This is a genomic window from Halovenus carboxidivorans, assembly GCF_009831575.1.
Classification (GTDB): Archaea; Halobacteriota; Halobacteria; order Halobacteriales; family Haloarculaceae; genus Halovenus; species Halovenus carboxidivorans.
The window spans coordinates 148,956-168,472 of the sequence record NZ_WUUT01000001.1 but is presented as its reverse complement, the minus strand read 5'-3'; the positions used below and the strand labels follow the sequence as shown (position 1 = coordinate 168,472).

Here is a 19,517-nt window from a genome sequence, read left to right as displayed (position 1 = left end):
GGTGTTCGTCGAACTTTGCCGTTTTCACTTCCGCTCGACCCGGCGGACCGGGCGGGCGTTACCGCCGCGGCGGTTTCGCCGTTGAAGGTACAGCATTGCGACGACAACGGCGCCGATGATCGGCGGAATGAACATCCCGACGAAGAAGCCGACGGCCCACATATCCGCGGTATCCAGCCCGCGCTTTCGGCCGTCGAGGTAGATCCAGTCGCCACCGATCACCCCGAGGGCGACTGCGAGCCCGCCGGAGATCTGGATCCCGACCATACCACCGCTGATTCCGCCGCGTTGATAGCTCTGGCGGAGCGGTTCACGCCGAGAAACGCGGCTGTCATCGGGAAGCCGTGGCCTTTTGAGTCCGAGCGGCCTATCCTCGGTAAATGCGGATCGAACTCCGGGTCTGTCGACACTGTTACGAGGGCGAACACGAGAACGAACACAAGACGAAGATCACGCGTGATCTGGTCGCCTGTGCCGAGATCATCGAGGAGAACGTCCAGCACACCGAACTCGACGACATCCACATCCGGTGGGTCACGGAGGACGAGGACGACGACGGGCGCCCCGAGGCGATTCCCGCAGTCGCCGCGACCATCCAGAACGAACAGATCATGGTCTCGGACACCCAGCTCGTCACGATGGGCGAGAACGGGTACATGATGGTCTATCCGAACCCACAGGACGCGCTGAAGGTGCTCTCGGGGAACATCAACGAGATCAACAGGGTCACGGACAAAAACGTGGTACCGAGGCTCTCGGAGGAGGGTGCCGAAATCCTCACGAACGCCGGGACGGCGGCCGCGGAACGCGACGAAGACGAAGCCGATTACTGATCGTCCGGGTCGACCGCGAGCGTGTAGACCCGCTTGCGGGCGTCGTTGAACGAGAACCGCGAGTCGACGACATCGATCTCTTCGAGTCGGCTCAGGGCGTACCGGACCGTTCGGGCGGGCAACAGCGTCTCCTCGGCGAGCTGGCTCTGGGTGAGCGGCCCCTGGTATTCGAGAACTTTCGCCACCAGTTTCGCACTGGGGGGCAGCTCCGACACTGCGTCCCAGCCGGTGGCCGATACCTCCGCGGATCCTGCTGACTCTGACGTGCTCATATCTCCGGGTTCGGGATGCAGGGAAATAATACTTTTTACTCCGATATATTACCAACGGGAATAGCAGACCGGGAAACCGGCACCCGTGACAGCGACTGTCAGCCAGCCCAGTGTGATTTCAGAATTTGGGGCCGACCCGAAGCCTCTTATTGCCGAGAGCCCTTATTAATGGTAATGACCGACATGGTGGACGACGTCGATCTGCCGTACGACGAAGACGCGTCCAAACAGGAGAAGATCGAATCGCTACAGGAGCGTCTCGAAGTGCTGGAGTCCCAGAACGAGGAGATGCGGGACAAACTGCTCGACGCCAACGCGGAGAACAACAAGTACCAGCAGAAACTGGAGCGGCTGACCCACGAGAACAAGAAGCTCAAACAGTCGCCGCTGTTCGTCGCGACGGTTCAGGAGCTGACCGACGACGGCGTAATCATCAAACAGCACGGCAACAACCAGGAAGCGCTGACCGAGGTCACCGAGGAGATGCGCGAGGATCTGGAGCCGGACTCGCGGGTGGCCGTCAACAACTCGCTGTCGGTGGTCAAATCGCTGGACGACGAGACCGACGTGCGCGCTCGGGTGATGCAGGTCGACGAGAGCCCGGACGTGACCTACCAGGATATCGGCGGTATCAGCGCCCAGATCGACGAAGTCCGCGAGACCGTCGAGATGCCGCTGAAAAACCCTGGCATGTTCGACGACGTGGGTATCGACCCGCCGTCGGGCGTGCTGCTGCACGGTCCGCCGGGCACCGGAAAGACGATGCTCGCCAAGGCCGTCGCCAACCAGACCGACGCCACCTTCATCAAGATGGCCGGCTCGGAGCTGGTGCACAAGTTCATCGGAGAGGGCGCGAAACTGGTTCGTGACCTCTTCGAACTCGCCCGCCAGCACCAGCCCGCGGTCATCTTCATCGACGAGATCGACGCCATCGCCGCCAAACGGACGGACTCGAAGACCTCCGGCGACGCCGAGGTCCAGCGAACGATGATGCAACTGCTCTCGGAGATGGACGGCTTCGAGGACCGCGGTGACATCCGTATCATCGCGGCGACCAACCGCTTCGACATGCTCGACCGCGCGATTCTCCGCCCCGGCCGGTTCGACCGCCTCATCGAGGTGCCCAAGCCAGACGCCGCGGGTCGCGAGCAGATCTTCAAGATCCACACCCGCTCGATGAACATCGCCGACGACGTCGACTACGCCGAACTCGCCGAGATGGCCGTCGACGCCTCCGGTGCCGACGTGAAGGCGATCTGTACGGAGGCGGGGATGTTCGCCATCCGTGACGACCGCACGGAGGTCCGAATGACGGACTTCCAGGAAGCGTACGACAAGATCGAAGCCGAGGAAGAGGAAGCCGAAGACGTCTCCCGGACCTTCGCCTAACTCGGCGGTTTCTCGTTTTATCCGCGCCGCACAGCGGCGGCTCCGGACCGATGCAGACAAGCCGCTGGCGGTTGCAGTACCCGAGTAAATGGTTCGCACATCAGCCTGGGGCGAGGAGGAGCCGACAACCGCGAGCGGGCAGTTCGGGGAGATCATCGAGTCGACGACGGTCGAAGACAGTGGTGAGTACAGCGCCGTGCTCGTCGGAGAGCCCTACGACGGCGGCTCCGTCGGACGACCGGGCGCTCGGGAGGGTCCGGCGGCGATCCGCGAGGCGCTGGCTGCCGTCGAGACCCATCACCTCGACGCCGGCCCGGTGGAGTCGGTGGGCGACGTCGGAACGGTCGAGGTCCCTCCCGGTGCGTCCGTTTCGACGGCCCGCGAACGGGTTCGAGAGACGATGGACGAACTGCACGACGCCGAGACGGTGCCGGTGGTACTCGGCGGGGACGGCTCGCTGACCTACGCCAACGTCGCCGGCTTACTCGAAGCGACGGCCGCGACGGACGGCGGCTACGTGACCGACGGGGGATTCGGCGAGGACGAGGAGTCCGTCGGGGACGTCGAGCATTTCGATCCGACGACCACGGACGAGGACAGCGACGCCGAGGAATCAGAGGCGGAGAATGATGGAGAGAGCGACGACAGTACAGAGGGTGAGGACGCCGATACGACCGCCGACGGCGACGAAGACGACGAGACTGGGACGGGAGAGCGAGGAGAACCCGAGGTGAGCAACGAGGAAACCGAGCCAGACGACAGCGACGCCGCCGGGACGGTCGACGAGGCAGACGACGAGGGGACTGACGACGCTGCGCCCGCCGATGGCGGCGACGAGGAGGAACGGGAGGGTGACGACGAAGAGGACTCAGACGACAACGGCGATGAAGCCGACGAAGGCGACCAAGAGGGTGACGACGGAGAGGACATCGCGACGGATGACGAGGAGAACATCGCGACAGATGACGAGGGGGACATTACAGACGACACGACGGAAGTCGACGAACGAGACGACGAACAGGAACCCGAGGGAGGGTCGGCAGTCGACGATACGGCGTTCTCGATGCCGGACAGCGAGACGGAGACGGAGGTGATCGAAGGGGGCGCGGCCAGCCCCGCCGAGGAGACGGGGGCGGGCGAGAGTGGAAGCGTCGGCGTTGTCAGCCTCGATGCGCGGCTGGACTGCCAGCCAGGCGACGGCGAGCCGACGAACCGGAGTGCGTACCGACAGTTGCTTGCCGACGGACTGGATGCACTCGCGGTACTCGGTGCGCGACACTTCGAGAGTTCGACCGCGGAGGCGGACGTACTGCGTGACAACGACGGGACGGTCGTCACGGCCGAGGAGGTGGCGGACGATCCGGTCGAGGCCACGGACCGCGCGCTCGGAGCGATGGAAGAGGTCGATCACCTGTACGTCAGCATCGACCTCTCGGTGCTCGATGCGGCGGCCGCACCCGGCGTGTCCGATCCCGCACCCGGGGGGCTCAGCACGCGGGAACTGTTCCGCGTCGTGCGACTGCTGACCAGCGACGACCGCATCGCCGGCGTCGAACTCGTCGAGGCGGCGCCGCCGCTGGACCGTGACGGCCGGACCGTCGAGGCCGCTGCCCGAGCGGTCGCACACGCCGTCGGGACGATAGGCGAATAGGGCTCAGAACAGCCCCAACCCGCCGGCGACGAGTCGGAGGCCGATCACGGTCAACAGCGCCATGACACCCCCGTTTCGCGCCCGTTCGCTGATGACGTCTCGGAGTCGTCTCCCGACCGCGACACCGACGACTGCCGGAACCGCCGCGGCGACGGAGAGCCCGACCGTCGCGGGGTCGGGGTAGAGACCGAGCACGCCCGCGGCGGCCACTCGAACGGCGTTGAGTCCGACGAACACCATCGCCACGACGCCGACGAACAGGCCGTGAGAGAGGTCACAGCTACGCAGATAGGCGACGAGTTGGACGCCGACGTTCGTCCCACCGAAGAGTAGCCCCGAGACGACACCGATACCGAGCATCGCTGGGGTGGTCTCGGCGAAACACCCCTCTTTCGCCCGGTCGAGCCCCGGAATCGGCACGGCCGACTGCAGGCTGAGAACGAACGCCAGCGTCACGAGACCCAGTCCGACCCGAAGCGGGGCGGCGGGGAGGCGGTCGATGACGGCCATCCCGAGGACGGTGCCGACCAGCGCCGCCGCCAGCAGCGGGGCGAAACGCCGCCCGCAGGTTCGGAGGTCAGAGCCAGACAGCTCCCCGACCAGCGAGAGGTTTACAGCGAGTATCGGGACGACGACAAAGACGACCGCGACGGCCGGATCGATCGAGACGGCGAGGGCCATCGTCCCGACGAGAGCGAATCCGAAGCCCGCGAGACCGTTGATCGCGCCCGCGAGCAGGAAGACGACCACGACCAGCGTCACGACCGTCGGCGTCAGTGGGATCGACACGGGTGAGCTTCCGCCGCGTTCGGGGTTAAGCGTGTGCTGGTTCCGCGTTCGGTGTGCACACTCACTCGTTGCGAAGCGTCTCGACGGCTTCCAGAACCTCCTGCTGAACGGCCTGTCGCGACTGGGTCGCGTCGACCCGGACGAACCGCTCGGGTTCGGCCTCGATCAGCCGCTCGTAGTTCTCGCGGACAGTTTCGAGATACTGTTCGGTCTCGAACTTGTTGGTCGCGCCGCTGCGCTCGGTCGCCGTCGCCGGGTCGACGTCGAGATAGATCGTCGCGTCGGGCGGGCGTGTCCACGGCTCGTGGAGCCGCTGGACGTAGGCGAGACTGTCCTCGAAGCGGTCCGAGAGCGTCGCGCCCTGGTAGGCAAAGCGCGAATCGGAGTAGCGGTCTGAGATGACAGTCTGGTCTGCCGCCAGCGCCGGCTCGATCGTGCGGCTCAGGTGGGCGGCGTGGTCCGCGACGTACAGAAACAGCTCCGCGAGCGGGTCCGCGTCGTCGTCGTCGATCGAGCGCTGGACTGCCTCGCCGTACCACGAATCCGTGGGTTCGCGGGTGAACGTCGCCTCCGGGACCGCCTCCCGAAGCGTCTCCACGCAACTCGTTTTGCCGCTGCCGTCGAGTCCCTCGAGCGTGATGAGCATACGGGTCCGTCGCGGCGGCGGCCCGTAAATCGCACGTTCAGAGCGCGCCGTTCATCGCGTCGAACAGCCGCGCTTTCAGCTCCTCGCGGGTCAGCCCCTCGCCGGGAGCGAGCCCCTCCATGTGATCGAGCGGGACCTGACCGCCGCCCATCCGGGCGTGTCCCCCGGCCTCTGCCATCGGGACCGATTCGACGGCGGTCTCCAGCACCTTGCCCATGTGAACGCGGTCGTCCGTCGAGCGCCCGGAGAGTTGGATCGCACCGTCGTTGTCCCCGAGGACGACGACGGCGTTGATCCCTTCGAGACGGCGGAGTTCGTCTGCCGCCTGGGGAATCGCGTCGGCGTTCGAGACCGTCCCCACGTCGCTGACCGCGAAGGCGCCCTCGACCTGTCGGTCGGTGATCGCCCGCGCTTTCACTTCGAGCGATTCCGCGTCGATTTCGGGGTTCGCGATCCGGTCGAGTTTGTCCTGATCGATACCGTGATAGAGGAAACTGGCGGCGTCGAACTCCGCGGCCGAACAGCCGTTGGTCAGGTGTTTCGTGTCCGACTGGATGCCGTGGACCAGCGCCGTCGCCACCCGGGGAGGGATCGTACCGTCCCGGTCGGTGCCGTCGGCGTCGTCGGGAGGGATCGGTTCCTTGCCGATCTGTCGGAGGTACTCGGCGAAAATCGTCGCGCAGGCCCCGTAGTCGGTGCGTGCGTCGGTGAACTCCTCCGCCGTGCCGCCGCCGGGGTGGTGATCGACGACCGCCAAAGGGTTGATCGCTTCGGCCCCCTCGAAGCCGCGGGCTTCGTTGTGATCGACGAGGACGACCTCCTGTTCGTCGATGTCGTCGGCGCTGTCGATCCGCTGGAAGGTCACGTCGAGTACCGTCTGGAAGGCGCGGTTCTCGTGGTGGCGGATCTGTCCGGGATAGTAAAGCGTCGTCTCGGTGTCGACGCTGTCGGCGACGGCGCGTGCGCCCAGCGCGGAGGACATGGCGTCGGGATCCGGGTTCGGGTGCATCAGCACGGCCACCTCCTCGGCCGAACCGACGGCGCGAGCGAAGCGCTTGCCGGGGGGTGCGAAAAAGCGTCTGTAGATTAGATACCCGACGGGGAGGAGGACGGCGCCGGCGAGAGCAGCCAACACGAGCGGACGGACCGTGACTGCTGATGAGAGGGTGACGCCGACGACACCAGCAACCAGCATACGGTCACTGGGATTGTCTGGCTACTAAGTATTATTGTTTGTATGTTTGCTACCAGACGGCACGCGGACGGGTCAGGCGTTCGACGCGCGGAACTGCTCGATCCGGTCGCGGTAGCCCTCGCGGTAGGTCGGGTACGTGAACTCGTAGCCGAGGTCTCTGAGCTTGTCGTTGCTGCAGCGTTTGCTCGTCTCGATACGCCGTCGTGCGGTCTCGGAGAGATCCGCGTCGTCGAGACGTTCCTCCGTGGTCCGCTTCGGCGGGGCGTCGACGCCGCACTCCTCGGCGAGCCAGTCCGCGAACTCCCACTTCTGGACTGGTTCGTCGTCGACGATCAACACGACCTCGTCCCGGGCCAGGTCCTCCTCGAGGAGGAAACTGATCGCGCCCGCGATGTCGTCGCGGTGGACCATGTTCAGGTAGCCCTCGGTCACCGGTCCCTCGATGTACCGCTGGAGGCGGTACCGGTCCGGGCCGTAGATGCCGGCGAGGCGAGCAACCGTGCCGTCGATGCCCGCCTCTGCGGTCGCTTCGAGCGCGACGCGCTCGGCCTCGACCAGCACCTCCGTCTTCTCCGTCGTCGGCTCCAGGGGCGTCTCCTCGTCGACCCACTCGCCGTCGTGGTCGCCGTAGACGCCCGTGCTGGAGGTGTAGAGGTACCGTTCCGGTGGTTCATCGCGGTCGGCGAACTCCGCGATGGCCGCCTGCTGGCCCTCGACGTAGATTTCGCGGGCGGCGTCGGCGCCGCGACCGCCCGAACTCGCCGCGTAGACGACGGTGTCGGCCTCGGGTAGCGTCGAGAGCGCGTCGGGGTCAGTGATATCAGCCTGGATGGCTCGAAAGCCCGCCTCCTCGATGGCTTCGATGCCGGAGTGCGAGCGGCGGACGCCGACGACGCGTTCGCCCGCGTCGGTGAGTTGACGGCCGAGTTCGAGCCCCACGTAGCCGCAACCGAGGACGAGCACCGTCATCGTTTCTCACGCTCGATGTAGCTGTGGATGATGGCGTACTCTTCGAGGGTGATCGGATACCGGCCCTCGACTTTCTGCTGGATCTCCTTGGGTTCGAGTCGGTCGTTGATCCCGGCGGCAATCGCCTCGACATCCAGCACGGCAATCGACATCCCCATCAGCAGGATGTCCCGCGCTTCGGCCTCGATGGCGTCGGCGTCGGGGTACTGGTCGTCTGTGCCGAGAATCGCCGCGGCCTCCTCCAGGGTGAGTTCCGGGCTCTCCCCGTCGACCAGCGCTCGGATCGTCGCCTCGTCGAGTCCGGTCCGGTCGGCGACCGCCGCCGCACCGACGCTCTCGATGGTCTCGACGAGCGCCGCCTCGTACTCCGATCGCAACTCCCCCGGCGATAGGTCGCCGGCCGCCTCGAAACGTCCTCTGAGCATACCCGCTGTTGGCGGGCCGCGTATAAGTCAGTGTTCAACACAGCGGCCCCGGCGTCGGCGCACGGTCCGAGCGGAAGGTAACAAATTTCATCCAGAAAGCCCATATGCGAACTGATTTCGATGTCAGCCAACCGAACGCTCACGCTGTTCGTGCGCTCGCTCGCACCGGAGGGAACGGGAGGCAACCAGCGGACGGCCCTCGATCGGCTCGAATCGCTGTCCGATCAGGGCGTCGTCGACGACTACGAGATACGGGTCTGGGGGGACCGGATCGCTCACGACGAGCCGATTGCTCGGACGGGGGCCGGTCGACGGCTACGGGATCGGCTCGCGGAGTTCGAGGCGTGGGCGGACCGCAACGAGCGCGACATCGGCCGGTTTTTCCGACGGGAGCGGATCGACTCCGCGGTGACGCAGACGACCCGTGAGGTGACCACGCTCCCGACGATGGCGCTGGCCGAGTACGAGGGCGAGGAGTTGGTCTATCTGACGCCGAACGAGGGCGAAACGGGAGCGGAGTCGGTGCTGGACCGACTCGACACCCTCGCGTCCGAACAGGCCGAGACGCCGGGGGCGGCCGTGCCGGCGCTGGACTGACTCTCCCGGGCAGTGGCGTCCGGTGTGCTTACATTCGGCGGCGGTAACCGTACAGGCATGACCGACGCCGAGACCCTCGCTGACCGACTCGCCAGCGGGGAGCTTCGACTGTACGAACTCGACGACCACACCGACGCCGAGACGGCCGCGGCGGCCAGGCGGCTGTACGTCGAACGCGAGACCGGGGCGGACTTAGCGACCGTCGGGGAGTACGCCTTCGACGCCGGCGAGGCCGACTCGAACATCGAGAACATGATCGGCGGCGCACAGATTCCGATGGGCGTCGCCGGCCCGGTCGAAATCGACGGTTCCGGCGCCGATGGGGAGTTTTTCCTGCCGCTCGCGACGACGGAGGGGGCGCTTCTGGCCAGCGTCAACCGCGGCCTCTCCGCGATTCAGGACTCCGGCGGTGCGACCGCTCGCGTGACCGATTCGGGGATGACCCGCGCCCCCGTCTTTCAGGTCGCGGGCGTCGCCGAGGCCGAGGCTGTCATCGAGTGGGTCGACGACAACACCGACCGACTGCGAGAGGCCGCCGAGTCGACGACCAGCCACGGCGAACTGCTGGAGATCGATCCGTACGTCGTCGGTGACAACGTCTTCCTGCGGTTTATCTACGACACGAAAGACGCGATGGGGATGAACATGGCCACGATCGCGACGCGGGAGGCGAGTGAGGTGATCGAGGCGGAGACGCCCGCCCGACTCGTGGCCCTCTCCGGAAACCTCTGCTCGGACAAGAAACCGGCGGCGATCAACGCCATCGAGGGGAGAGGGCGGTCGGTGACCGCCGACGCCGTCATCGACCGCGGCCTCGTCGAGGAGCGACTCAACACCACGCCCGAGGCGATGGCCGAGGGCAACACCCGGAAGAACCTGATCGGCAGCGCCAAAGCCGCCAGCCTCGGCTTCAACGCCCACGCCGCGAACACCGTCGCCGCGGCCTTCCTGGCGACGGGACAGGACGCCGCGCAGGTGGTCGAGGGCGCAAACGCCATCACGACGATGGAGGCCCGGGAGGACGGGCTGTACGCGAGCATCTCCTTCGCCTCCCTAGAGGTCGGGACCGTCGGCGGCGGGACGAGCCTCGACACTCAGAGCGAGGCGCTCGACGTGCTCGGACTCGGTGGCGGCGGCGATCCGGCAGGAGCCAACGCGGACGGCCTCGCGGAAGTGATCGCGACGGGCGCGCTCGCCGGCGAACTCTCGCTGGTCGCCGCGTTCTGTTCGCGACACCTCTCCAGCGCACACGAGGAACTCGGCCGGTGATCACACCGACTGGCTCCGTCTCGCGAGCACGTCGACGCCCGGCGCGTAGTACCGGACCGGTTCGCTGTCGGGCTTGTCGAAACCGTTGGCCGCAAACAGCGTGTTCGTCGTGACATCGGCTTCGGCCGGATAGACCGTCCACGGTTCGTGTTCGACCGCGGTCGTCCGGAGCCGACCGCTCGGCGATTCGGTGTACAGCCGGTAGCGTTCGAGGAGGAATTCGGTGAGCGGGTCCTCGGGGGCCTCGTAGGGGTCGCCGTCCGCGCCGTAGGTGGCCTCGTAGGCGGCGTGGCGGGCCCCGGGGTGGCGACGGGTGCTGCGGTAGTGGATCCGATCGCCCGTCGAGTCCATCGAGATCCGCGCGTAGTAGTACGGCAGCGACTGGAGCAGCCGCGCGCCGAGCACGCCCGGCACCCCCTGTGCGTCCAGGCTGAGGAAGTACACGCCCGGGACGCCGTCGTGGCTGACGTACGTCCGGAGGTTCAGTTCCGGGAGCGGTGAGCCGGCCCACGCCGGCAGGCCTTTCGGCCGCACGTCGATGTTGGTGTAGGGCACGACAGAGAGATACGCCGAGCCGTCGAACGTGTCCACGTCGAGTCCGTCGGGAACGTGGGGTTCGACGATTGCGGGATCGACCGGATAGTTCTCGAAAAGCAACTGCCGCCAGCCCATTTCGATCTCGACGACCATACCGGAGTTTGGCGCTCGCAGCAATAAACCCCGTGACGTGGTACGACGGCGTTATTCGAGGCGGAACTCGGGGCCGTCGTGGGTGTCCTGCACTTCGACGCCGAGGGCTTCGAGGTCGTCGCGTAACTGGTCGGCCCGCTCGTAGTTGCCGGCCTCCCGCTCCTGTTCGCGCACCGAGAGCACGAGTTCGACCAGTTCGCCGGCCAGATCGACGGTTCCCTCCTCGACGCCGGTCCCGAAGGTCAACCCGAGCACGTCGCCGCCGAACTCCTCGTAGGTTTCGACCGCTTCGCGCAGACCGACGTAATCGTACGCCTCGTGCTCGTCGAGGTGGGCGTTCACTGCGCCGGTCAACTCGCGGAGGCTGGCCAGCGCGCCGCGGGTGTTGAAGTCGTCGTTCATCGCGGCCTCGAACTCCTCGCGGGCCGTCTCGACGGCCGCCCGGAGCTGTTCGTCCTCGACTTTCGTCCGGGCGTCGGTGCTGTCGAGGGCCCCGGTCGCGCGCTCGTAGCCGCGCTCCAGCCGCTCGTAGCGGGCCTCGGCCTCGCTGATCGTCTCCGAACTGTAGGTCGCGGGGCTGTGATAGGCCGTCGAGAGCAGGAACGTCCGGACCACGTTCGGCCCGTAGCTGTCGAGCGCCTCGGCGACGGTCTCGAAGTTCCCCAGCGAGGAGGACATCTTCTCGTCGTCGGGAGCGTCGAGCAGGCGGACGTGCAGCCAGTACTTCGCGAAGGTCTCGCCCGTGGCGGCCTCGCTCTGTGCGACCTCGTTCTCGTGGTGGGGGAAGACGAGATCCTGCCCGCCGACGTGGATGTCGATCGTCTCGTCGAGGTGGGTCATGCTCATCGCAGAGCACTCGATGTGCCAGCCGGGACGGCCCTCGCCCCACGGCGACTCCCAGGTCTGGGCGGTCTCGCAGGCCTCCTCCGGGGGGGCGGCCCCCTCGTGCTGGTGGTCTTCGATGGCGTCGGGATCGACGCCGCCGGCCTTCCAGAGGGCGAAGTCGGCCGGGTTGCGCTTCTCGGACTGTTCCTCGGGGGTCCCCTGGGCCTCCATCTCGTCGAGGTCCTGGTTCGAGAGTTTGCCGTACTCCTCGAAACTGGTCACGTCGAAGTAGACCGAACCGTTAGCCTCGTAGGCGTAGCCGCGGTCGATCAGCCGCTCGACGAGGTCGATGATCTCCGGGACGTGTTCGGAGACGCGGGGGTAGACCTCCGCGCGCTTGAGGTTCAGTCCGCGCATGTCCTCGATGATCGAGCGGACGTAGGACTCGGCAACGTCGGCCTCGCTCGTCCCGTCCTCGCCGACCCGGGCGACGATCTTCTCGTTTACGTCCGTAAAGTTCTCCACGTGACGAACGTCGTAGCCGAGCCAATCGAGCCAGCGGTGCATCACGTCGACGTGCACCCAGCCGCGAGCGTGACCGAGATGTGCCGGATCGGAGGTCGTCAGCCCGCAATAGTACAGCAGCACGGAGTCGGGATCCTGTGGCTCGAAGGGCTCGCGCTCACCGGACAGAGAGTTCGTCACTCGAAGCGTCATTAGCGGTACTACCGCGGGATATCGTTTCAACGCTGTGGTCTGTCGTTACAGAAACGCACGCAGTCCGCCAGCAGCTCGTCGGCCACACACAGCGACACACCGTGGTCGACATCTGAGAAGCCGACCAACGGCAAGCCCGGGATCTGCGCCGCGATGGACTCGGCGGTCTCCGGCGTGTAGAGAACGCTCCGCCCGCCGCGTGTGACGAGGGCCCGTACCGAGAGATCCGAGGGCATCCCACGGTAGTCGTCGGTCCAGCCGTAGACGAGTACGATCGGCTCGCCGTCTCACTCCTCGTAGTAGAGACGGACGCTGTCCGTCGTTGGGAACGTCAGCATGTGGTACTGTAGTGCACATACACAGAGTGCCCACCGCTAACCGCCCCGGTATCCAACGTGTGCGTAGGCGGCGGCAAACTCGTAGTACGTTCACAAACATTTATGATGGATCTTTCCGATGTACGACTCGTCATGTCAAGTGGCAAGGTAGCACACGACTACGTGGTCGTCGGGGCGGGATCGGCAGGCTGTGCGATGGCGCACCGCCTGACAGAAGCGGGCGCGGACGTGCTCCTGCTCGAAGCGGGACAGCCGGACGAGAAAGAGGAGATTCACGTCCCGGCGATGTTCCCGCACCTGATGAAAAGCGAGGTCGACTGGGATTACAGCACGACGCCGCAGCCGGAGATGAACGGTCGGGAACTGTACTGGCCCCGCGGCAAGACCCTCGGGGGGTCGAGTTCGATCAACGCGATGATCTACATCCGGGGCGTGCCCCACGACTACGACACGTGGGCCGAACGCGGCAACGAGGGGTGGGGCTACGACGAGATGCTGCCGTACTTCAAGAAGGCCGAGCACTTCGAGCCCGGCGAGTCGGAGTACCACGGCCAGGGGGGACCGCTGAACGTCGCCAGCGCGGCCGACCCACACCCCGTCTCGGAGGCGATGGTCGACGCCGCCGCCGAGTACGGAATTCCGCGCAACGACGACTTCAACGGGGCCGAGCAGGAGGGGACCGGGCTCTATCACGTCACCCAGGAGGACGGGCAGCGCTGCAGCGCCGCCAAGGCGTACATCACGCCGATTCTCGACCGGGACAATCTCACCGTCGAGACCGGCGCACAGGTCACCGAGATCCGCTTCGACGGCGACCAGGCCGTCGGCGTCAGCTACGAACAGGACGGCGACCGTCACGAGGCCGACGCCGACGCCGAGGTGATCGTCTCCGCGGGCGCGGTCAACTCCCCACAGCTGTTGATGCTGTCGGGAATCGGCCCGGCCGAGCACCTCCGGGATCACGGGGTCGACGTGGTGGCGGATCGACCCGGCGTGGGTCAGAACCTGCAGGATCACCTCTTCGGGTTCGTCGTCTACGAACGGACGAAAGGCGGTGAGCCGGCACCGACGACGAACATCGGGGAGGCCGGGGGGTTCACCTACGCCGACGAGAGCGCACCGGCGCCGGACCTGCAGTTTCACTTCGCCCCGGTGTACTACATGGAACACGGCTTCGCCAACCCCGAGGAGGGCCAGGGCTTCTCCATCGGCGCGACCCAACTCCGACCGGAGAGCCGCGGCTACGTCGAACTCGCGTCCGACGATCCGCACGACGATCCGATCATCGATCCGCAGTACTTCTCCGAACAGACGGATCTCGACGTGATCGTCGAAGGGGTCAAACAGGCCCGCGAGATTGCCCAGCAGGACGCGCTCGAGGAGTGGCGCGGCGAGGAGGTCTGGCCGGGCGAGGACGTCCAGACCGACGAGGAGATCGAAGAACACGTCCGCGAGACGGCTCACACCGTCTATCATCCGGTCGGCACCTGCAAGATGGGTGACGGCGAGATGGCGGTCGTCGACGACGAACTCCGGGTCCACGGCGTCTCCGATCTGCGCGTCGTCGACGCCTCGGTGATGCCCACCATCTCCAGCGGCAACACCAACGCGCCGACGATTGCAATCGCGGAGAAGGCCGCCGAACTGATCACCGAAGAACGAGCGGTGACGGCCGACGACTGATCCGGGTCGGCGGCTCGGTGTTCTCAGCTCTCGTCGCGCTCGAACAGCGCGTAGTAGAGAATCGCGGTCGCGGTGCGGCCGTCTTCCAGGTCGCCGCTCCGGACCGCATCGAGCAGGTCTCCGAACGCCGTCGTGGTGACCTCGATCGTCTCGTCGACATCCAGCGACTGCTCGCCCGCTGGCTCGCAGTCGCGGGCGACGAAGTAGTGGAAATAGGCGTCGGAGAAGCCGTTCGCGGGCTCGAAACCGCCGAGATACGACATCTTTCCGGCCTCGTAGCCGGTCTCCTCGCGGAGTTCCCGGCGCGCGCCCTGCTCGCGGTCCTCGCCGGCTTCGAGGCTCCCGGCCGGGAGGCCGCGGTTCCGCCGTTTGACGGCGTGGCGCCACTCGTCGATGACGACCACCTCGCCGTCGGTCGTGAAGGGGAGAACGACCGCGCTCGCGCCCTCTGTCAGGTAATCGAACTCCGCTTCGGTCCCGTCTGGAAGCCGGACCCGCTCGTTGACGATGTCGAAGCCCTCGCAACTGTATGCGATCTGTTCAGAGACGGTTTCCCAGCCGAGATCTGTCATACGCTCACTGGGGCCAGCAGCTACAAATCCCCCACGAACGCCGGCAGTCGTCCGCGCCGGAGTTCACAGCTGTATCTGTTCGAGGTCGGCCTCCAGACGGGCGACCTCGTCGTTGTACGCCCGGACGAACGCCGGGAAGTCGGGCGCACACTCCCGGATGTCGTCGGCCGAGGGTGGCTGGTACTGCGAGAGCAGATAGATGCCGTCCTCGCCGCCGACGCGGAGATACGAGACGCCGTCGCGGTCCCAGTTGAGTTCCCAGCGCGTGCCGCCGACCCGCGTCGTGAAGGTGCCGTACTCGCCGCCCTCGTACCGTTCGAGTTCGCGGGCGATGCGGTCACAGACATCGCGGATACGGTCCAGCACGCGGTCGCGCTCCGCGACGGCCTCGTCCGTGGAGTGGACGGGCGGGAAGTCGGTCGAAACGTCGTCGAGGACGCCGTCGAGCGAGTCGACGTACTCGTTGAACGCGGAGACGAAGGCGTCGTAATCCCGGAGCGCGTCGGCGAGCGGTCCCGGTTCGGGTGGCTGTTTCGTCGAGACGACGTACACCTCCTCGCCGCGGCCGGGGTCGAACCGGAGATAGGAGATGTCCCCGGCCTCGTAGTCGAGCGTCCAGTCGCCGCGCTCGGTCTCGAAGGTCCGCTGGCCGTAATCGCCGCCCTCCAGGCGGGCGAGTTGGTAGGCGATCTGTCCGGCGTGGTCGGTCACGGCGGCGACCAGGTCGTCCCGTCGGTCGGCAACGGCGCTCGCGTCGGTCGGATCGGTCGGCGGCCAGTCGGTCACAGTCGTCCCACTGGTCGCAGGCCAATAATCCGTACGACCTGTGTCGGGAGTCCCGGATCAGCGGGACTCGCGAGAGGATGCGTTTTTCACCACGGACCGCAGAGAAACGGTAATGAGTACTCGCGGGGACACCGTACGGATCGCCACGCGCGGGTCGGCACTGGCCCGCCGACAGGCGGCGATGATCGAGGAACAACTCACACAGCGTCGCCTGTCGGTCGAACTGGTCGAGGTCGAGACCACCGGCGACCAGATTCAGGACGAACTCATCCACCGACTGGGAACGACCGGAGCCTTCGTCCGGAGTCTCGACGAGAAGGTGCTCTCGGGCGACCTCGACGCGGCCGTCCACTCGATGAAGGACATGCCGACCGAACAGCCCGACGAACTGATCGTCGCGGGCACGCCCGAACGCGGCCCCGCCGGGGACGTGCTCGTCACCCCCGACGGCCGGGCGCTCGCGGACCTGCCCGAGGGCGCGACGGTCGGCACGTCGAGTCTCCGCCGGAGGGCACAACTGCTCGCCGAGCGGCCGGACCTCGACGTACAGCCGCTCCGGGGCAACGTCGACACGCGGGTCCAGAAACTGCTCGCGCCGTCGCTACAGCGGGAGCACGAGGCTCGTATCGAGGCCGAAAAGCCCGGCGAGGACGAGGAGGCGGAACAGCCCGACGACGACACGGAGTACGAGCGTGGCTCGGAGGAGTGGTTCGACGATCTGAGCGAACTCGAACGGCAGGCGCTCGGACGGGAGGTCGAGACGGAGTACGACGCCATCTGTCTGGCCGAGGCCGGACTCGCGCGGAGCGACCTCCTCGAACTCGTCGAGTACGAACGTCTCGATCCGACGACGATTGTGCCCGCCCCCGCGCAGGGAGCCATCGCCGTGACGGCGCTGGACGGGGACCTCGCTGACCAACTGCACGAGATTCTCGATCACCCGCACACGCGAGTCGAGACGACCGTCGAGCGGTCGATTCTTGCCGAACTCGGCGGGGGCTGTGTCGCGCCGGTCGGCATCCGCGCCCGCCTCCAGGGCGAGTACGTCAACACCACGGTCCGGGTGCTCGCACAGGACGGCGGCGACGAGGTGCGGGCGAGCCGCGATATCCCGATCCAGCGACACGCCGAGGCCGCCCGGGAGTTCGCCCGCGACCTCGCCGACCAGGGTGCGACGGAACTCATCGAACAGGCGCGTCGAGACGAGCCCGACGAGCCCAAACGATCATGACCGAACGCGCCGAGACAGCCGACGGAATCGTCTACCTGGTCGGGGCCGGGCCCGGTGATCCGGAGCTACTGACGGTCAAGGCCAAGCGACTGCTCGAAGAGGGTGATATCATCCTCCACGACAAGCTCTCGGGACCGGACATCCTCGACCGGATCGACCCCGACCGCCTCGAAGACGTCGGAACCCGGGGCCACGGAGACACGACGCCGCAATCGTACGTCAACGAGCGGATGGTCGAACTCGCCCGCGAGGGGAAAACGGTCGTCCGACTCAAGGGCGGCGATCCGACCGTCTTCGGTCGCGGCGGCGAGGAGATGCGCTATCTCGCCGACCACGGCGTTCCCTTCGAGGTCGTCCCGGCGATCACTTCCGCCATCGCCGGCCCGGAGGTCGCCGGCATCCCCGTCACAGACCGCAACCACGCCTCGACGTTCTCGGTCGTGACGGGCCACGAAGACCCGAACAAGGAGGAGTCGGCCGTCGACTGGGAGGCGCTGGCCGCGACCGGCGGGACGATCGTCGTCCTGATGGGCGTGACCCGACTGCCGGAGTACACCGACCGGCTGATCGACGCCGGACTGGCGCCGACGACGCCGGTGGCAATGGTCGAGCGGGCGACCTGGCCCGCCCAGCAGGTCGTCACCGGGACACTCGAAACGATCGTCGAGGCCGCCGACGAGGCCGACATCGAGCCGCCGGCCGTGACGATCATCGGCGACGTGGCCGGAACCCGTGAGACGGCACTGGAGTTTCTCGCAACCAACTATGAGTGAACCGACAGTCGCGGTGTTCCGGCCGGCCGACGAGCGCCTCGACAGCGCACTCGAACTGCTCACCGAGTTGGGTGTCGATCCGCTGGCCGACCCGATGCTGGCAATCGAGCCGACGGGGGCACAGCCGCGCACGGACGGCGAGTACACGATTCTGACGAGCAAGACCGGAGTCGAACTGCTCGGCGAGGAGTGGACGGCGGGCGGGCAGGTGTGTGCCATCGGGGAATCGACCGCGGCCGCGCTCCGAGCGGCCGGCTACACGGTCGACATCGTGCCCGAGGAGTTCACCTCGGAGGGGTTGGTGCAGGCGCTGGCCGACCGCGTCGACGGGAAACGCGTCGAGGTAGCCCGCAGCGATCACGGCTCGGCGGTGTTGCTCGACGGCCTCGAAGCCGCGGGCGCGTACGTCCACGAGACGGTGCTGTACGAACTGCGGCGGCCACCGGACGCCGGCGAGTCCGCCGTCGCGGCGGCCGAGGGCGAACTCGACGCCGCCCTGTTCACCTCCTCGCTCACCGTCGAGAACTTCCGGGCGGCGGCGGCCGAACGGGACCGCGAGGCGGCCGCACTCGCCGGACTCGACGACGCGCTGGTCGGCGTGATCGGCCCGCCGACCGCGGAGACGGCCGCAGATGTCGGCATCGAGGTCGATTTCGTCGCCAGCGAAGCGGATTTCGAGGCGTTAGCGCGTGAAGCGGCCGATCGGCTCGCTGGAGCGCGATGACGTTCGCCGGAGATGCAACTATGCGGCACACTTTTATAGGATTACCAATTTAAACGAATAGACATGGATCGAACTATCGACCGACGAACGATGCTCCAGTTGGGCGGGGCGGCGACGGTGGCAGCGATAGCTGGGTGTAGCAGCGGGAGCGACGACGGCGACTCCGGAGGCTCGGGCTCGACGGGGTACGAGCAGTACCTGGCGGTCCGGAATAACCAGGTGTCGTTCGCCTACGCCGACTTCCAGGCGCTACAGGAGTTCAATACGGGAGACAGCGGCGGAGGCGGCAGTCAAGGTGATCTCGGCCTCGACGAACCGATGCTCGCACCGGTGGGCGGGCTGCTCCTGATCGGCTTCGCGGCGGGCTTTCAGCTCGGGGCGCTCGGGCTGAGCGGACTGATCCAGACCGAAAGCGGGTCTGAGCTCAGTTCGCAGGGCAACCAGATCCTGCTATCGAACGGGGCGCTGGTCGTCGTCGGGGACATGGACACCGACGAAATCGACAGCCAGTTGACCTCGGAGTCCGAGGGGAGTTTCGCCACGCAGTACGAGCAGACCGACGAATCAAACGGCTACACCTTCTACGAGCCGGCGAACTCCGATTCAGGGATGACCACGAGCAGCGGTGTCGCGGCCGTCAGCGGGACGGAACTGCTCGTGGCGGAAAGCCGGGAACTGGTCGACGCCGTCATCAGCGCCGTCGGCGGCGACGGGCGGGCCGTCGACGAGTTCGACGAGTTCCGGTGGCTCCTCGACAACGGCGGAGACGGTCTCGTCGCACTTGGCGGGTACGGCCCCGACGGCTTCAGCGGCTTCGGCGGGCAAAGCGGCGGCTCCGGCGGGCAAAACGACGGCTCCGGCGGGCAAAACGACGGCTCCGGCGGGTCGAGCGAGACGGAACTGAGCTTCGTCCAGAACAGCGGCGGATTCGTCGGATCGATCAGTTTCGACGGGGAGCAAGTGACCTCCGTCATCGCGGCCAGTTCCGACGGCATCGCCGAGACCGATCAGGGACAGATCGAATCGGAGTTCCAGAGCGACCGAACGGACGTCTCGGTCGACTTCCAGGGCGACAATCGTCTCGTCGCGGAGGCCACCTACAGCCGCGACGTGCTGGAAGGCAGCAGCGGCTCCGACGCCTGA

Annotated in this window: 21 protein-coding genes; 10 read left to right on the top strand and 11 right to left on the bottom strand. The window is 66.7% G+C overall.

All coding sequences use genetic code 11. The features are described from left to right. Positions 1-24: 24 nt before the first annotated feature. The gene (locus GRX03_RS00830) at positions 25-267 is read right to left on the bottom strand and encodes a hypothetical protein (protein WP_159762311.1); all 243 of its coding nucleotides are present in this window, start codon (positions 265-267) and stop codon (positions 25-27) included. Between the two features lie 113 nt (positions 268-380). On the opposite strand from GRX03_RS00830, the gene GRX03_RS00825 reads away from it, so the two are divergent. Then, positions 381-833 carry a hypothetical protein gene (locus GRX03_RS00825; RefSeq protein WP_159762310.1) on the top strand — a complete coding sequence of 151 codons (453 nt, stop codon included), beginning with the start codon at positions 381-383 and terminating at the stop codon, positions 831-833. Here the strand turns inward: GRX03_RS00825 and GRX03_RS00820 are convergent. Next, a complete protein-coding gene (locus GRX03_RS00820) occupies positions 827-1,105 on the bottom strand; it encodes a winged helix-turn-helix transcriptional regulator (protein WP_159762309.1) in 279 nt (92 codons plus the stop codon). The genes GRX03_RS00825 and GRX03_RS00820 overlap by 7 nt on opposite strands. Before the next feature lie 174 nt (positions 1,106-1,279). On the opposite strand from GRX03_RS00820, the gene pan1 reads away from it, so the two are divergent. Together pan1 and GRX03_RS17100 are read left to right on the top strand one after the other, a co-directional pair. Beyond that, entirely contained in the window at positions 1,280-2,494 is a 1,215-nt protein-coding gene (pan1, locus tag GRX03_RS00815; protein ID WP_159762308.1) for a proteasome-activating nucleotidase Pan1, read from the top strand. Between the two features lie 88 nt (positions 2,495-2,582). Further along, positions 2,583-4,145, top strand: coding sequence for an arginase family protein (locus GRX03_RS17100; protein ID WP_233739753.1), 1,563 nt, complete (start codon positions 2,583-2,585; stop codon positions 4,143-4,145). 3 nt (positions 4,146-4,148) lie between these two features. Here GRX03_RS17100 and GRX03_RS00800 read toward each other — a convergent pair whose 3' ends face one another. From GRX03_RS00800 to GRX03_RS00780, 5 genes are all read right to left on the bottom strand, one after another. Further along, entirely contained in the window at positions 4,149-4,934 is a 786-nt protein-coding gene (locus GRX03_RS00800; protein WP_368277887.1) for a TSUP family transporter, read from the bottom strand. 61 nt (positions 4,935-4,995) lie between these two features. Further along, entirely contained in the window at positions 4,996-5,580 is a 585-nt protein-coding gene (tmk, locus tag GRX03_RS00795) for a dTMP kinase (protein ID WP_159762307.1), read from the bottom strand. Positions 5,581-5,617: 37 nt separating this feature from the next. Then, entirely contained in the window at positions 5,618-6,775 is a 1,158-nt protein-coding gene (locus tag GRX03_RS00790; protein WP_159762306.1) for a DHH family phosphoesterase, read from the bottom strand. 72 nt (positions 6,776-6,847) lie between these two features. Beyond that, the gene (locus GRX03_RS00785; protein ID WP_159762305.1) at positions 6,848-7,744 is read right to left on the bottom strand and encodes an SDR family oxidoreductase; all 897 of its coding nucleotides are present in this window, start codon (positions 7,742-7,744) and stop codon (positions 6,848-6,850) included. Next, complete coding sequence (locus tag GRX03_RS00780; protein ID WP_159762304.1) at positions 7,741-8,169, bottom strand: DUF5791 family protein; 429 nt, start codon at positions 8,167-8,169, stop codon at positions 7,741-7,743. The genes GRX03_RS00785 and GRX03_RS00780 overlap by 4 nt, the downstream gene beginning before the upstream one ends. A gap of 120 nt (positions 8,170-8,289) precedes the next feature. On the opposite strand from GRX03_RS00780, the gene GRX03_RS00775 reads away from it, so the two are divergent. After that, positions 8,290-8,766, top strand: coding sequence for an HTH domain-containing protein (locus GRX03_RS00775; protein WP_159762303.1), 477 nt, complete (start codon positions 8,290-8,292; stop codon positions 8,764-8,766). Positions 8,767-8,823: 57 nt separating this feature from the next. Beyond that, positions 8,824-10,035 (top strand): hydroxymethylglutaryl-CoA reductase (NADPH), encoded by a 1,212-nt coding sequence (gene hmgA, locus GRX03_RS00770; RefSeq protein WP_159762302.1) that lies wholly within the window; start codon positions 8,824-8,826, stop codon positions 10,033-10,035. Here the strand turns inward: hmgA and GRX03_RS00765 are convergent, their stop codons facing one another. Continuing rightward, the gene (locus tag GRX03_RS00765; RefSeq protein WP_159762301.1) at positions 10,036-10,725 is read right to left on the bottom strand and encodes a YqjF family protein; all 690 of its coding nucleotides are present in this window, start codon (positions 10,723-10,725) and stop codon (positions 10,036-10,038) included. A 51-nt stretch (positions 10,726-10,776) separates the two neighbouring features. Continuing rightward, positions 10,777-12,267: a cysteine--tRNA ligase gene (gene cysS, locus GRX03_RS00760; RefSeq protein ID WP_159762300.1), complete on the bottom strand. Its 1,491-nt coding sequence runs from the start codon at positions 12,265-12,267 to the stop codon at positions 10,777-10,779. Between the two features lie 470 nt (positions 12,268-12,737). Between cysS and GRX03_RS00755 the strand changes: the two genes are divergently transcribed. Then, positions 12,738-14,288 carry a GMC family oxidoreductase gene (locus GRX03_RS00755; RefSeq protein ID WP_159762299.1) on the top strand — a complete coding sequence of 517 codons (1,551 nt, stop codon included), beginning with the start codon at positions 12,738-12,740 and terminating at the stop codon, positions 14,286-14,288. A 23-nt stretch (positions 14,289-14,311) separates the two neighbouring features. On the opposite strand, the gene GRX03_RS00750 is transcribed toward GRX03_RS00755, so the two are convergent. Next, complete coding sequence (locus GRX03_RS00750) at positions 14,312-14,860, bottom strand: NUDIX hydrolase (RefSeq protein ID WP_159762298.1); 549 nt, start codon at positions 14,858-14,860, stop codon at positions 14,312-14,314. A gap of 63 nt (positions 14,861-14,923) precedes the next feature. Beyond that, positions 14,924-15,646: a hypothetical protein gene (locus GRX03_RS00745; protein WP_368277886.1), complete on the bottom strand. Its 723-nt coding sequence runs from the start codon at positions 15,644-15,646 to the stop codon at positions 14,924-14,926. Positions 15,647-15,758: 112 nt separating this feature from the next. Between GRX03_RS00745 and hemC the strand changes: the two genes are divergently transcribed. From hemC to GRX03_RS00725, 4 genes are all read left to right on the top strand, one after another. After that, complete coding sequence (hemC, locus tag GRX03_RS00740) at positions 15,759-16,877, top strand: hydroxymethylbilane synthase (protein ID WP_159762297.1); 1,119 nt, start codon at positions 15,759-15,761, stop codon at positions 16,875-16,877. Then, the gene (cobA, locus tag GRX03_RS00735) at positions 16,874-17,650 is read left to right on the top strand and encodes a uroporphyrinogen-III C-methyltransferase (RefSeq protein WP_159762296.1); all 777 of its coding nucleotides are present in this window, start codon (positions 16,874-16,876) and stop codon (positions 17,648-17,650) included. Before hemC ends, cobA begins: the two co-directional genes overlap by 4 nt. Then, positions 17,643-18,374: a uroporphyrinogen-III synthase gene (locus GRX03_RS00730; protein WP_159762295.1), complete on the top strand. Its 732-nt coding sequence runs from the start codon at positions 17,643-17,645 to the stop codon at positions 18,372-18,374. Before cobA ends, GRX03_RS00730 begins: the two co-directional genes overlap by 8 nt. A gap of 63 nt (positions 18,375-18,437) precedes the next feature. After that, positions 18,438-19,517: a hypothetical protein gene (locus GRX03_RS00725; protein WP_159762294.1), complete on the top strand. Its 1,080-nt coding sequence runs from the start codon at positions 18,438-18,440 to the stop codon at positions 19,515-19,517.

Coding starts and splice junctions, on each gene's coding strand:
- GRX03_RS00775 (WP_159762303.1), top strand. CDS start 8,290: ATGTCAGCCAACCGAACGCTCACGCTGTTCGTGCGCTCGCTCGCACCG.
- hemC (WP_159762297.1), top strand. CDS start 15,759: ATGAGTACTCGCGGGGACACCGTACGGATCGCCACGCGCGGGTCGGCA.
- GRX03_RS00785 (WP_159762305.1), bottom strand. CDS start 7,744: ATGACGGTGCTCGTCCTCGGTTGCGGCTACGTGGGGCTCGAACTCGGC.
- GRX03_RS00725 (WP_159762294.1), top strand. CDS start 18,438: ATGGATCGAACTATCGACCGACGAACGATGCTCCAGTTGGGCGGGGCG.
- pan1 (WP_159762308.1), top strand. CDS start 1,280: ATGACCGACATGGTGGACGACGTCGATCTGCCGTACGACGAAGACGCG.
- hmgA (WP_159762302.1), top strand. CDS start 8,824: ATGACCGACGCCGAGACCCTCGCTGACCGACTCGCCAGCGGGGAGCTT.
- GRX03_RS00730 (WP_159762295.1), top strand. CDS start 17,643: ATGAGTGAACCGACAGTCGCGGTGTTCCGGCCGGCCGACGAGCGCCTC.
- GRX03_RS00750 (WP_159762298.1), bottom strand. CDS start 14,860: ATGACAGATCTCGGCTGGGAAACCGTCTCTGAACAGATCGCATACAGT.
- tmk (WP_159762307.1), bottom strand. CDS start 5,580: ATGCTCATCACGCTCGAGGGACTCGACGGCAGCGGCAAAACGAGTTGC.
- GRX03_RS00820 (WP_159762309.1), bottom strand. CDS start 1,105: ATGAGCACGTCAGAGTCAGCAGGATCCGCGGAGGTATCGGCCACCGGC.
- cysS (WP_159762300.1), bottom strand. CDS start 12,267: ATGACGCTTCGAGTGACGAACTCTCTGTCCGGTGAGCGCGAGCCCTTC.
- GRX03_RS00790 (WP_159762306.1), bottom strand. CDS start 6,775: ATGCTGGTTGCTGGTGTCGTCGGCGTCACCCTCTCATCAGCAGTCACG.
- GRX03_RS17100 (WP_233739753.1), top strand. CDS start 2,583: ATGGTTCGCACATCAGCCTGGGGCGAGGAGGAGCCGACAACCGCGAGC.
- GRX03_RS00825 (WP_159762310.1), top strand. CDS start 381: ATGCGGATCGAACTCCGGGTCTGTCGACACTGTTACGAGGGCGAACAC.
- cobA (WP_159762296.1), top strand. CDS start 16,874: ATGACCGAACGCGCCGAGACAGCCGACGGAATCGTCTACCTGGTCGGG.
- GRX03_RS00765 (WP_159762301.1), bottom strand. CDS start 10,725: ATGGTCGTCGAGATCGAAATGGGCTGGCGGCAGTTGCTTTTCGAGAAC.
- GRX03_RS00830 (WP_159762311.1), bottom strand. CDS start 267: ATGGTCGGGATCCAGATCTCCGGCGGGCTCGCAGTCGCCCTCGGGGTG.
- GRX03_RS00755 (WP_159762299.1), top strand. CDS start 12,738: ATGTCAAGTGGCAAGGTAGCACACGACTACGTGGTCGTCGGGGCGGGA.
- GRX03_RS00780 (WP_159762304.1), bottom strand. CDS start 8,169: ATGCTCAGAGGACGTTTCGAGGCGGCCGGCGACCTATCGCCGGGGGAG.